Raw genomic sequence first — 13,387 nt, forward strand, 5'->3', positions numbered from 1 at the left:
GCTCAGCCGCCCGCCCTCTCACCCCCTCCAATAGATGAGCTTGTGACTTCGCTTAGAGCAACCCTCCCCACGCCCCTCTTTCCTCTCGCTCTTCTGCAAAGTCTGTCTCGCTCTACTGCAATTCCTCAATCCACAGCCACTGCGCGTCTTCCACACGCTTGCCGCCACGTCAGCGCCGTCTGGATCGCACTCGGCGCCGACCACGAGAGTCTGTAGCCTGCCACTGCTCGACTCTTCTCATCCTCGATCACCGTCAACCACGGCCTCTGGGTCTTCCCTTGACCGTCTTTCACCCACATCGGCAACAGACAATGATCCGCCTGCCAGATCGCGTTCGGATCTGCTCGCCTCTCGCCGATACAACAGATCATACTCCTCACGATACGCCCCTGCACCCGCGTGGGCCAACGTCAACAGCGAGGCTTTCATCTCCCTGATGATCCGATATACCTGCGCGTCACTCGGCTCTTCCCACCGAGGCTCCCAACGGCAGTGATTGGTTGCTCGAAGTCAGAAAATTCATGGCATATTTTCTGGCAACTACGCCAGATATCAAGTCAAATGACATTAAGCTGCATTGTAAAGCCTTTGGAAGGTCGAGACACGTGTGGGAGCTAATTCATCCCCATCGAGCCATGCTTCCACACCCATCATGTTTATCGCAGCAGCAATCCCAAGGTGTTGCAAATGTGTTTTTGCAACACCTCTATAACGGGAGCGACGCATACCGAAAGCACGAACTCCTTGGGAAATAGTTGCCTCGATACCTTCTCGCAGAGCATACTCTTTGGCAAAAGCTGGCGTCTTTTGTCGGCGGCGAGCGGCTTGAAGCGCTTCATGTTGGGCTTGTGGTCGGATCGTGAGGGTGCGCCGCTTGTACTTGTTTGCCAAGCGGATACAGTCAAGCTGGCGAGAGCAATGACCACAATCGGTGGAGGAAAACTTGATTTTGATCACCTCGTTCTTCCGATCGTCGATGGCTGGAGTCCAATTGATACTGCGCTGCCCCTCGGGGCAGGTGGCATACTGATGTTGCCAATCGATACCACATTGACTAGCATCAATGCCACGCTCCGTCTTCGCTTGCCATTTCACATCGCCTCGAGCAGGCCCAATTCCTTCAATGCCATGTTGTTGCTGACTACTGACGAGAATTGGTGCGGTAATATAGCCTGAACCAAGCACATGTTGACGAGGGGTGAGACCTGCGTGCTGAAGGTCTACATGGATCATTTCTATGAGCGCCTCGTCGGTGGTAGCAGCGATGGTCGTTGCTACATGCGTAATCAGATGAGGAGCGTCTTTCTCGCACGTCTCGGTGATGTGAACTTTGTAGCCCGTCCAGCGTGTCTCTCGTTTTTTGCCATAGCGGGCCTCTTGATCATAGGGCGAGTTGATAAAGAGCTTCTCTGCAGGAAGATCTTCGTTACTGCGCCAGTGAAGATGGCCCTCGACCCAGACGTAGTTTTGCAGCCAGATGCAGCGTAAGACCTGCACTGCTGGGATCTCGCGCAAGAAGAGAGGAGCATCGGCAGCAGAGACATCGGTGAGCAAACTCAAGCCATCCCGACCGATGAGGTCAGCAACCGACTCGCGTTCCTGCTGACCACGTGGGAGATAGGTCTCCTCAATTCGATGTCCATAGCGATCAACCCATTCAAGGTCACTGTGGGTGAGCAGCCCCCCCCCAGCAACAACGGCAATGCTGTTGAGAGCAAAGCACATAGCCTCGCCGACACACATGAGTCGATTGAGCGCACGCACTGTTGCGAGCACATGAGTCGAGTCACTGCGCTGACGTTGGCGTTCCTTGAGCCAGTCACGCTCCTTAAATAAACATAACATTGCATCCAACAGCACGTGTTCGGCCTTTCCTTCCACCAGACGTTTGCGAAAATCAGAGAGGATAGTAAAGTCAAAGTCGGAATCTGTGAGTTCTAAGCCCAGGGCATACTTCAAATCGATTCTCCCGCGTACCGCGTCTGCCGCCTGTCGATCAGGCAATCCTTCGATGAATTGCACGATGGTAATGAATGCCAACCGCCAGGGAGCCTCGACAGGGCGTCCATTTTGTGGAAACACATGAGCAAAGGCTTCGTCCTAGTACATGGTTCCCAAGGTATCACGCACCTTCATAGACAGATTCCCTTTGGGATAGGCTGCACGAGCCACACGAGCAGTTTCTTCCGGGATCGAACACTCGTTTTGAGGATGTAAGGTCATCTTCCTGCTCCTTCTTGCATGTAATTGCTCAGACTCCTTCTTCGTTTCTTATCCTAGCACATACGATGGGAAGGTTGGAGGGTTTCCCAACAGTGTCTAAAGTGTGCCAGACCCATTATTCGACAAACGACAATCTATACAGTGGCATACCTACTACGAAAATTTTGTCCACAATGTAAAATCTGTAAAATCTCCCTCAGTCACCTCATTTAAATTCGGCGAGGCACTAAAGAGCCCAATGTATCCAGTATTGGGAACTTGGTCACAAACGGTTATAAGCTTATGACCATTTATATAAACTGAAATCAATGATTTGATAATCACGATAGTAATAATATTCATTGAACTCTTTCCTATTCCTTGATGAATAAAAGGATTGGTAGGATCATTAGAGTTATTAGATAATGTACTCTGTGCTTGTGGACTATTCACATTTGTACATATGCTAAGGCGACCTGTATGGTTTTCATGTTGTATAAAAAGATCGTAGGTGCCATCACTGCCAATGCGTAAACGCTTCATTGATGCTGTGTCAGAAATATCTGAAGCTCCAAAAACAATACCCACGCTATGAGGAATTGACGGATCATTTACAGAAGAGAAGGTCACTACTGCCTGAATTGCAAACTGGTCTTGTGGTGCAAATAGTGGCAACATCTGTTCAAAGCATATGCCTAATGGCCAAGAAGATCGATCAATGGCTTGCAACCCTTTTGGTGTAAAGTTGCAACTTCGGATCTTCTCCGATCTTGGAGGCACTTGCCAGTGTAAAGACTGTGCATTTATCAAGGTATCGTGATAGGTTGGAGTGATGGTTGTTAGCCGGGCAGGTGTCAAGGTGGAAATAGTCAGAGATGGTTTAGAAGTTATACTCTGATTCCCAACCCATGTAGTAACCAATGCAAATACGAGAATACAGAGGCAAAGAAGAGTTCCCCCTGTGAACCACCATTTGTACCTCCGCCAAATAGTGGTTTGAAAACCCAAAAATCCGAGGGTTTCGCGAAGCTTCTCAGGCTGAGGCTGCGATGGACTTTCCCCCTGAGCGTTAGCTAAATCGATAGGTGTGAGCAGCGGCTCAGATTGTTGTATCTTTATGAAAGTCTCGTTTGAGGAAGTAGGTAATGGCTGGCTTGGTGATTGATGAGTAATCGCTACATCACTATATTCTAAACAATCTATATCTGGATTTTTCCATCCACCTGGAAAGCAAGATTCTAAGTCCATATCTACTAATTTAAGGAGTTCTTGCACTTGTTCTCTTTTGGTAATTATTTTTTTCTTTATAAAGACATTGGTAATATCATGTACATCTGACGTATTTATATTTGCGGATCCATTCAATTTTCTAGTGAGATTTTCTCGACCAATACCTACTATCTTGGCAAAATCAGTAAGAGTCATACGAGTTCGGCTTTTCCCAGGGAGTTGATGAATATACCCCCAAACTGTTTCACGAAATACTTTCAAATTCGCCATCACAGATCCTCACAAAAGCTCACAAATTATCTCACAGAAGTTCACAAAAAGAATCACATATAGCTCCCCTGAAATAGATTTCCTGCTGTATATTCTTTATGGCACCTGAATTTCAGGTATCCTATCTCATCTAATCTATATTTTTAACGTTTGTAGCCAAGCTTTATAACGCATTAAGAATAACAAGCTACTACAGTATCAAGATATAGGCTTAGAAATGAAGATTAATCAATAATAAAAGAGGTTTTAGGGATATTTAATGTTAAATAAATTTTTATTTGAATTATGTGCAAAAATATAGAATAAACGCAAAATAGTATTTTACCAGCAATAATTGTAATCACATATGAAAACATTTGAATTTGGAAAATGCTCTCAAGTTCGTGAAAGGGAAATTTATATGGTACGGGACTTCAAAATGGATAGACCTACAATTGTATATTGGTACTGTTTACCGTTGATAGTCGTACTAATCGGCATATCCATGGCTGTTTCGCCCTTGCCAGCGTCATCAGTTACAAGCGATATTATGTTGTTGCAACGAGACTTGGCAAGGCTAAACAACCGTCTTTTCTAAGATGTTCAGAAGCAAGTCGAGTATTCTTACGTCTAGCAGACTATCAGATTGGAGCGCAAAATGCAAAAAATTTGGCGAGCAGGTGTTGGAGCTATCATCATTTGTCTAGTGTTAATTTTAGTAAGGCAGAACATTGCACCTACCACAGCAATGGCTGCTTCAGGCTCGTTTCCGGGGTGTCCAGTGTTGACGCAGGGCTCGCACGGAGCATGTGTGGAATTGCTACAGAGAGAACTGGGGGGGCTAAGTGTAGATGGAGATTTTGGTCCTCTGACCCGTCAGGCAACAATAAACTTCCAGCGACTATACGGGTTAGAAACAGATGGAGTGGTGGGATCCAAAACGGCCACAACGCTTCGAGATGTCAATGACTTAATTTTTCCTCTACCACCACATGGTACCCCAGCCAATTACCCGCCATCTTTTAACCCAAATGTAGCAGCAATTTGGGCAAAGCAAAATGTGACAGAATATCGTGATCAGCACCCCCACGATCCATGCACCGAGTTTGCCTCAAATGCGTTAGCGCATGGAGGATTACCTTACAGTGGTAGTTGGTATCTTGATACTGATGCTGTCGATTTGTATGTCAATAGTGGTAAGTCTTCACTGCAATGGAATAACGCTACAGAACTGAAGAATTACATTGTTGGCCAAGGATGGGCAAGCATTATTCCGCTTAATCTGTACGATCCCACTTCGGCGCTTATGGCTAGACCTGGCGATTTGATCTATTATCTGTGGTATGGAACGGAAGCTCGTATTGTGCATATGTCCATCGTTGTAGGGATGAGCGGCGATGGACCGACAATCGCTGAACGAACAGGCGATCCCCATGTCCCGTATGCAAATGATGAGCCTTGGTATCAGTCACATGTAAATGGTGATAACCCCCTTGACTCTCTCTTTCCATCGGCACAGGTTTATCTCCTGCATTGGCGCGAGACAGTCGTGTAAAATCTGAGTTTTATCTGTAGTACTGATGGTTGTGGTTGTGAATGGGAAAGGCGGGAAGTGCCAGTCTTTCCTGGCCGAGAAGAGGCGGTCTTCTCGCAAGTGGCAGGCAAAGCACCGGATGCGCCAGTCTTTTCTCGCCTATCGAGCTTGCTGGACATTCATAGCTATCGCCGGCAATTTGCGCAAGAGCTCTATGAGCATCTGTCTGGCCAGGTGTTGCCACTGGTAACAGGTCGTCTTCATACAGAGGACTTGGATTATCATGTCGCTCTGGCTGTGAGTTGGTGCTTGGGTCATAATCGCGTTGATATCATTTTCGGTCATCATATACGGTAAGAGCACTTTGTCACGCCTGTCTCGACACTCCTCGGTGTGGTTCTTAGATGTTTCCTCTGCTCGCTTCCCTTCACTCACATTCAATGCAGCTTTTGAGTTTCTATACTATATTCATTTACTATAGTGTGTATACTATCGCAATGTGGGACCCTTTTATTGAAAACTTGCTTTGCTGCGAGGGACGACGAGATGAGAAATCGGCGTGGAATATCACCTTGGGCTTCTGGTGGTTGTGTCATCGCATTGGTTATTCTTGCCACTACTATTACAATAGCATCTATCTCTATTCCAGTATTAAGTTATATTGCAACTGCTATAGGGACTATCTTTACTGCGGGGTCCTTTATTTACGCTCATTTCCAGGTAAACCCACTACCACCCAACCCTTCCCAAACAACTCAACTTCTTCAACCTACATATGACAAGAACAAACGTCGATTTGGACAGATAATAGGAATATCCCTCATTTTGGGAGTTATAATTGTCCTCTTGTCCCTCAAATTCGTATCCTAGTAAATGCTCAACAATATAATTTTCAAAACTCTACTACATCTTTATTGCCTACATCTAACTCTCCGACTCCTACAACTACACAGACTAGTCCCCTGATTATGATACCACTTACTATACAGCAACCCTCGGGACAAAATTTGTCGGCAGTGCTGTACTTCGGCCAAGTAGGAGTCTTACGGCAAAATCACCCAGATGTTGGGTTTGTCCTAAACGAGTATGCTCAACAACATGAGCAATTGTGTGTGGAAACGGTAGTAGTGAGCAGTATCTCTGGCAAAACTGCTGTGGTTTTCAGTCAAGGTCTCCTAAATTCCTGGGAAGGAGCAGAAGACACTCCTCAATCCGATATGACCCAAACCAATTATATTGCACATCAGCAGTTGATCATTCCACCTGCGAGTATAGGGCCAGGCACATCTTACGACGGCGGTGCTCAGGTTGTCATCAACCATAATATCACGGCTGTAACCGAAACATATCGTCTAACCCTCAAAATTATCACTGGCCCCAAAACCCAGTGGAATGTTCAGAATTCGGATGGGAGAGACTCTGGTACGGTCGAATGCACTGCAGGGTCAAACTAATGTGTTAACACGATTGAGGTTGAGGGTAATCAAAGAAAATCTCTCCTCGTGGTTAAAGTCTAGGACGCAAACGGGTGGTGCACTTGATGCAATCGCTGGGGCTTTCTGCCTTGCCCAAAAGGTCCCGTCGTTCTATGAGCACCACGAGCGATCCAACGGCCCGCTTTGCACCCAATCTGTTGGATCGTGATTTCAGTGCATTGGCACCCAATACGAAGTGGGTCACCGATTGCACCATGATCTCGACCCAGGAAGGATGGCTCTATCTTGCGGTTGTCCTCGATCTGTTCGCACGTCGCGTCGTGGGCTGGGCGATGGCCGCGACTGAGGACGAGGCGCTGGTGACGATGGCGCTCCGTATGGCTTTAGCCCGGCGGCATCCTGAAAGTGACTGTTTTCCCCTGTTGCATCATTGGGATCGGGGCAGCGAATATACCAGCCTGGGCTATCAAGCATGTTTGGCCGGGGAAGGAATTCAGGTGCGTATGAGTCGGACCGGGAACGCATGGGATAACGCTGCGATGGAGTCTTTCTTTGCACCATTGAAAAAAGAGTGTATCTATCGATCCTCTTTTCAGACACGACGTCAAGCACGCCAAGCGGTTTTTGAATACGTAGAATGTTTTTACAACTCAATCCGACTTCATTCCACGCTCTCCTACGTCAGTCCGGTCACATTTGAGCGAGAAAACGATCAACCGATGAGCTAACCATCTTTTGTCTCTCCATCTTAGCAGGTCACTTCCATCTCACATTCCCTCTTTAGCCACGCTTTGCCTGCAGCCTCACTCCCGCTTCTCAACAGCTTTGACCTCACATTCCTTCCAACCCACACCTCACTTTTCTCCACCGTCATACATCCCACCCACACCTCACTCACTGACTCAACACTCCCCTCATTTATTTATGAATTTTACACTCCCAGGCCAATCTTCCAATTGAGCTCGAATGAGCCAGCCCGGACGGTCGTATTGTTCGTGAATCGGAGATAGCCAGCAAACAGAGTCGAGCCGAAGCGCGATCCTGCATGAAGACCGCTGCCCTCACGCACAGAGTCGGCAACGATATCGTTCGAAACAGTATTGTCGCGACCACCATAGATAGCAATCCCATTCGCGAATATCGGGTTCTGCACCGTGTTATGGTCGAACACGTTATTAGCGTCCTCAATTTCAGGCTGACCAGTGACTGCCTCCAACCACATCGCGAGTGCATCATCGCCCGTATTGCGAATGAGCGAATTTATGACGCTCGATTTTGTCACTCCCTGGTGAAAATTAATGCCATCTGCGATCTGATCTGCAATAACCGGGTTCTTAATCGCCACGTTGTTTATCGGCCCATCAAGCCAGATGCCAACTTTCGTGTGATGGATATAGAGCCCATTGATCGTCGTGTTGTTCAAAGCCCCGCCAATACCATTCACCTGATCGGTGTCAATGCGCTCACGGACGTCACCCTCAATGGCAAAGTTCGACAAATGCACAGTATGACTCCCACCATCAGCTGCACTTTTGCCCTAGAAGCCAACGCCTGCGTGCACAGTGCCATCTGAGGCCGCTGAGGAGAGTGTAACCTGATGCCCTTTGTAATCGACCACCAGTTGCCAGCACCTTCGATAGTGCTATCATCGACCATGATATGCCTGTTCACCTGCAACGTGCCAGCCGGGATATAGACGGTCATCCCCAAGGCTTTCGCTATCCGAATTGTGAGATCATAGGCATTGCCAGAGTCGCCCCTGCCGCTCGGATCAGCACCGAAAGACGTCACGGAGACTGAATGCTTCGGCTGCGGCGCCGGACTGGCGATCTCCTGAAAGTCGACAAGGTCGATGACCGTCCATGCTGCATGTGAATGGGCAGGCATCGTCAGCCTGACAACGTCTCCTGCCTGATAGGTATTATTGAGAGACAAACGCTGCTCATCATAGAAGTGCATTGGACGGAACGGTTTCGTTCCGCTCAGCGACGGTATCGTAGAAGATGGAACGCACGTGCACTCGGTGATCCACCAGTCAGGATGTAGCAAGTCTGCATTTGGATCGTTCGTGAACGAATATTGGTTATAGAGCCATGAGTACTTCGAGGTCAGCGTGATCATCTGTGGGAGCTTGTTCTCACTACCGCTGTGGCCCACGCTTATGCTCAACGGAGCGTCGATTCCGCCACCAGTTGGTGCATCTGGAAGCGCGTAACGATCGTCATCGCATTCATTCGCTGCGTGAGTGTAAACAAGATATACTGGCCCGGTACCAGCCGCACCGCTTGCCAACCTGATGCCTCACTCGACAACGTATAAGCCGACGTATCAAACGGGAGTATCGTCCCATTCGTTGTGGCATTCTCAGCCTCCTGCTCAACGAGACCAAGCTGAGCACCACGTCCTGCAACGAGTGATGGATCAATTGCGGCGACAGTCACGTGCGGAGAAGCTTGGGCTTTTACATGTTGGGAAAAAAGACTACGACCGAAGATTGTCACAGCACTCGTGAGAACAAGGAGAAATACAATGAGCATACAGCTGCATTTTTGCATCGATCGTCCTCGATTGAGAAAAAATCCGGCCCTTGATGTGATACCCATGAGAAACCTCCATGAAAAAGGCATCATCCTCTTATTTTCTCTCTCTGACGTTGACGTGGATAAAAGAGGACAAACAGCATCTTCTTCAGCGCACACAGACCGCACGCTTCTTTACCACCAAGGCAAGACAATGGCCGAGCAATGCTTTTCATCATTGAGTCTTATTTATTGCTTAATAATCAGCCTGTTCTTTTATAGAGATATCAGTAACAATTGAGGCTCTGTGTGTACAATTTTTGTACAGGTAACCCTGTCTGCAGAGAGATTATCAAACTTCTGACAGAACCAGCAGTAAGAAGCCCACTTATTTTTTCCCTTGCTCATACTCTCAATTGACTAGTCAATCAAAGCTATGATATATTGACACAAGTTGGTCCAAATAGAGCACTGTCTAACGTTCAATGAAGGATGTTATACGCTTATGAGTGATACAGCTACACATAAAGAAGACTTTCTACTTGCACATTGTAAGAATAAGATAGTGGGGCACCTTGCTACTTTTGAGCAAAACCTTCATATCAGTCATTCTCCTGAGCACTCCAATATCCTCATACATAAACGCTATACCGTGCTAAATCATGAGTTAAAAGTCCTCATCATCATTTATAAAGATATTTCGACCCTCCAGCAAGAGATACGGCAATTTATTCTCACCAAGATTAAAAATCTTGACTGAACAGAAGATGGTAAAGAAACCCGTTCGCTTTTTGTACAAAGAAAACTTTTCCATTTAAAAGTAAAATTTGATAATCATCATACAACATCAAAAGAAGAAAGGTCATAACTATCATGGGAAGATTCGACGGACGCGTCGCTTTTATTACTGGCGCAGGCAGAGGTATTGGCGCAGCTACGGCCATCCGTTTAGCCGAAGAAGGAGCACGCATTGCTCTCGCAGACATCGATACTGAAGGATGCAAGCAGGTAGCTGCTGAAATAGAAAAACTGCACATGCAGGGATTAGTTCTCTCCTGCAATGTCGCCGACAATGAAAACGTACAAACAGCTATTCAGCAAACCGTAGATACATTTGGAAAACTCGATATCCTTGTCAACAATGCTGGAGTCCTACGTGATAACCTCCTCTTCAAAATGTCCGAAGATGACTGGGACACTGTTATGAATGTCCATTTACGCGGAGCATTTCTCTGTAGCCGTGCAGCACAGGCACATATGGTCAAACAAAGATACGGTCGTATTGTTTCACTTTCGTCAACCTCAGCATTAGGTAACCGTGGCCAGAGTAACTACTCCACAGCAAAGGCAGGGCTTCAGGGCTTGACACGCACCCTGGCCCTTGAACTAGGACCTTTCGGAATTACCGCCAACGCAGTCGCTCCTGGCTTTATTGACACTGAAATGACCCGTGCTACCGCTCGACGACAAGGTTTGGATCCTCAAGACCAAATTGACGCAGCATCAAAGATCATTCCGGTCAGACGTGTTGGACAGCCACGTGATGTTGCAAACGCCATCTGTTTCCTTGCCTCGGAAGAAGCCAGCTACGTAAGCGGACAAATTATCTACGTTGCAGGTGGACCACGTTAGCACAATACGTCATTGGAGATAATATGCTCTGCTCTCAGTTGAGACTATTATCTCCACCTGATTCCTTGAATCTACTAGCGATAGGCACATTTAACGCTCAAACACTTATTTATAGACATAGCTATCCAATACTGCCTAAAGACAAATACCTATGATACAGAGGAGAAAACCCATGTTTGACACAAGCAAGATCGGTCAGAGTTTTGCCCCATTTAAAACCGAGGTGCATCGCAATAAAATCGACGAACTCACAACAGCAATTGGAGATCCAAACCCTATCTACCACAGCCGTGAGGCGGCACAGGTAGCGGGATTGCAAGACGTACCACTCTCACCAACCACGCCAACTTTATTTAACTTTTGGCATACAGAGCCTCGAGAAAACCCGGCAGCAAGCCTTGGCATTGATGTCCGACGTATCCTTCATGGCGAAGAAGAATATGAATATCTAGCTCCAATCTATCCTGGCGATGTGCTAACGGGTATCACCACTATTACTGATGGAAAAACACGACCCGCAAGCAACGGCTTCTCAATGGATATCATCACCATGGAAACGCGCTATCGTAACCACCATGATCAGCTAGTTCTTAATGTCAAAGCGACACTTATCGTTCGCATTTGAAAATTATACGGACAAGCAATCTTAAAAAGGTTTAGGCATACGTAGGCAACGCATGCTTGCTAATAAAACATACACTTCTCCTAAAAAATGGGTATAATAAAATAGTGAAATCTCATTGTTGCGACAGAAAGGCTTCTTTTTTCCATGAATGAGACGTATCATTGTTGGTATCCATTACAAATTCGCTTTCGTGATTTAGATCCTCTCGCACACGTGAATAACAGCGTCTATTTTATCTATTTTGAAGAGGCACGAAGTCATTATTTTAATCAACTCACTCCCTGGTTAAAACAATGGCCCGCTGGAAAAGAGCATCAGCTGCCAGATGATGATGAAGCAGCTGCCATCAATGATGGTGAAAGCGAAACACCCAACCCACGTATTCGCACAGACCCACGAGGTCGTCATTATGGCATTCTTGTAAAAGAAGCGACGTGTACATATGAGCTTCCACTCGTCAGGTCTGACCAGACCGAAGTAGGAATACGTGTCTCCAAAATAGGGCGCTCCAGCATCGTCATTGAACACGTGATCCGAGCGATTGATAATCATACACGGATCTTCGCCACAGGACATGTCGTCATGGTCTGGAGTAATTATTATACTGGTCGTTCCCATCCAGTCCCACAATCATTGCGGAACGCCTTCGAACAAATGGAGCAAAGAACGTTTTAGTATCACCTATTCAAGGGGCTTCTGCGTATCTTCGATTTAAAGAGTCACTGGCTGCACAGTAAACAGAGTCGTCTGTGCAAACAATTTTTAAACAGGAGAAACAATGAGAACTCAAGTTGGCATTATTGGGGCAGGTCCATCTGGCCTTTTACTCGCACAACTCTTATACTTGAACGGCATTGAAACCGTGATTCTCGAACGTCAGAGCAGAGCATATGTCGAAGCACGCATTCGTGCCGGCGTATTAGAGCAAGGAACAGTCAATCTTCTGCGTGACGCACAAGTAAATACAAGGATGGATCAAGAGGGACTCATCCATGAAGGCTTCTCACTTACCTTTGCTGGTCGACGCGAACGGATCAATATGTTTGAGCTGACAGGTGGCAGCGCAGTGATGGTCTATGGCCAGACCGAAGTAACCCGTGATCTCATCGATGCTCGACTCCGTTCAGGAGGAATTATCGAATTTGAAACTCCTGCACTTGCCATAGAGGAACATTCTGATGGCAAATCACATATCCTTTATACAAAGGATGGAGAACGTAAAGAGCTCATTTGCGATTTCGTTGCTGGTTGTGACGGTTATCATGGTATCTCACGTATCAGCATACCAACCTCTAAAATACAGACTTTTGAAAAAATGTACCCTTTCGGATGGCTTGGCATCCTTGCAGATACTCCTCCCGTCGATCACGAACTAATATATGCAAATCACAAACGTGGTTTTGCGCTCTGTAGTATGCGTTCTCATACACGCAGCCGCTATTATATTCAATGTGATCTAAACGACAACATCGATAATTGGAGTGACACCGCATTTTGGGATGAATTGCGGCGACGGCTCCCCCCGGAGATCGCTGAAAAAATAGTTACTGGGCCACGTTTGGAGATGAGTATTACTCCTTTACGCAGTTTCATTACAGAGCCCATGCGCTTTGGAAACCTCTTTCTGGCTGGAGATGCTGCCCATGTTGTACCACCTACCGGAGCCAAGGGACTCAACCTGGCAGCCTCAGACATCTTCTATCTCTCGCGAGCATTGACAGTTTACTACAGGGAGCAACGCACCGATTTACTTGACCGCTACTCTGAGACCTGCCTGCATAGAGTTTGGAAAGCTGTCCGTTTCTCCTGGTGGTACACAACATTAATGCACAGATTTAGCGACGATCCACTCAGCTACCGCTTACAGGTCGCTGAGCTCGATTACCTGACAGGATCACATGCTGGACGCACAACTATAGCTGAAAACTATGTGGGTTTACCTTTTGAGAATTTCGAGTGA

13 protein-coding genes and 3 pseudogenes are annotated in these 13,387 nt (G+C 46.8%); 10 read left to right on the top strand and 6 right to left on the bottom strand.

Translation table 11 applies throughout. The features are described from left to right. Positions 1 to 125: 125 nt before the first annotated feature. The 5 genes and pseudogenes from AC27N8_RS13775 to AC27N8_RS13795 form a co-directional block, all read right to left on the bottom strand. Positions 126 to 371 carry a hypothetical protein gene (locus tag AC27N8_RS13775; protein ID WP_487062711.1) on the bottom strand — a complete coding sequence of 82 codons (246 nt, stop codon included), beginning with the start codon at positions 369 to 371 and terminating at the stop codon, positions 126 to 128. Positions 372 to 567: 196 nt separating this feature from the next. Next, positions 568 to 1,845, bottom strand: coding sequence for a transposase (locus tag AC27N8_RS13780; protein ID WP_487074694.1), 1,278 nt, complete (start codon positions 1,843 to 1,845; stop codon positions 568 to 570). 51 nt (positions 1,846 to 1,896) lie between these two features. Continuing rightward, positions 1,897 to 2,085: pseudogene (locus AC27N8_RS13785) on the bottom strand (transposase); the annotation flags it as partial. Positions 2,086 to 2,100: 15 nt separating this feature from the next. Continuing rightward, positions 2,101 to 2,223: a hypothetical protein gene (locus AC27N8_RS13790; RefSeq protein WP_487067856.1), complete on the bottom strand. Its 123-nt coding sequence runs from the start codon at positions 2,221 to 2,223 to the stop codon at positions 2,101 to 2,103. A 153-nt stretch (positions 2,224 to 2,376) separates the two neighbouring features. Next, positions 2,377 to 3,702 (bottom strand): hypothetical protein, encoded by a 1,326-nt coding sequence (locus AC27N8_RS13795; protein ID WP_487067854.1) that lies wholly within the window; start codon positions 3,700 to 3,702, stop codon positions 2,377 to 2,379. Between the two features lie 790 nt (positions 3,703 to 4,492). Here AC27N8_RS13795 and AC27N8_RS13800 point away from each other — a divergent pair. From AC27N8_RS13800 to AC27N8_RS13815, 4 genes and pseudogenes are all read left to right on the top strand, one after another. Continuing rightward, positions 4,493 to 5,236: a peptidoglycan-binding domain-containing protein gene (locus tag AC27N8_RS13800; protein ID WP_487067852.1), complete on the top strand. Its 744-nt coding sequence runs from the start codon at positions 4,493 to 4,495 to the stop codon at positions 5,234 to 5,236. Between the two features lie 57 nt (positions 5,237 to 5,293). Continuing rightward, the gene (locus AC27N8_RS13805; protein ID WP_487067850.1) at positions 5,294 to 5,572 is read left to right on the top strand and encodes a hypothetical protein; all 279 of its coding nucleotides are present in this window, start codon (positions 5,294 to 5,296) and stop codon (positions 5,570 to 5,572) included. A gap of 755 nt (positions 5,573 to 6,327) precedes the next feature. Beyond that, positions 6,328 to 6,669, top strand: coding sequence for a hypothetical protein (locus tag AC27N8_RS13810; RefSeq protein WP_487067848.1), 342 nt, complete (start codon positions 6,328 to 6,330; stop codon positions 6,667 to 6,669). 71 nt (positions 6,670 to 6,740) lie between these two features. Next, positions 6,741 to 7,379 (top strand): annotated as a pseudogene (locus tag AC27N8_RS13815) (IS3 family transposase); the annotation flags it as partial. A 209-nt stretch (positions 7,380 to 7,588) separates the two neighbouring features. Here the strand turns inward: AC27N8_RS13815 and AC27N8_RS13820 are convergent. Then, positions 7,589 to 9,206, bottom strand: a pseudogene (locus tag AC27N8_RS13820) (glycosyl hydrolase family 28-related protein); the annotation flags it as partial. Here AC27N8_RS13820 and AC27N8_RS13825 point away from each other — a divergent pair. The 6 genes from AC27N8_RS13825 (at position 9,181) to pobA (ending at position 13,387) form a co-directional block, all read left to right on the top strand. Beyond that, positions 9,181 to 9,471: a hypothetical protein gene (locus tag AC27N8_RS13825; RefSeq protein ID WP_487074836.1), complete on the top strand. Its 291-nt coding sequence runs from the start codon at positions 9,181 to 9,183 to the stop codon at positions 9,469 to 9,471. The pseudogene AC27N8_RS13820 and the gene AC27N8_RS13825 sit on opposite strands and share 26 nt — an antisense overlap. A 204-nt stretch (positions 9,472 to 9,675) precedes the next feature. Next, positions 9,676 to 9,930 carry a hypothetical protein gene (locus tag AC27N8_RS13830; RefSeq protein WP_487067961.1) on the top strand — a complete coding sequence of 85 codons (255 nt, stop codon included), beginning with the start codon at positions 9,676 to 9,678 and terminating at the stop codon, positions 9,928 to 9,930. A 113-nt stretch (positions 9,931 to 10,043) separates the two neighbouring features. Continuing rightward, entirely contained in the window at positions 10,044 to 10,802 is a 759-nt protein-coding gene (locus AC27N8_RS13835) for an SDR family oxidoreductase (RefSeq protein WP_487067962.1), read from the top strand. 172 nt (positions 10,803 to 10,974) lie between these two features. After that, positions 10,975 to 11,427: an FAS1-like dehydratase domain-containing protein gene (locus AC27N8_RS13840; protein ID WP_487067963.1), complete on the top strand. Its 453-nt coding sequence runs from the start codon at positions 10,975 to 10,977 to the stop codon at positions 11,425 to 11,427. A 144-nt stretch (positions 11,428 to 11,571) separates the two neighbouring features. After that, the gene (locus tag AC27N8_RS13845) at positions 11,572 to 12,102 is read left to right on the top strand and encodes an acyl-CoA thioesterase (protein WP_487067964.1); all 531 of its coding nucleotides are present in this window, start codon (positions 11,572 to 11,574) and stop codon (positions 12,100 to 12,102) included. A gap of 103 nt (positions 12,103 to 12,205) precedes the next feature. Beyond that, positions 12,206 to 13,387: a 4-hydroxybenzoate 3-monooxygenase gene (gene pobA, locus AC27N8_RS13850; RefSeq protein WP_487067965.1), complete on the top strand. Its 1,182-nt coding sequence runs from the start codon at positions 12,206 to 12,208 to the stop codon at positions 13,385 to 13,387.

Source organism: Dictyobacter sp. Z7_2, from assembly GCF_057551105.1.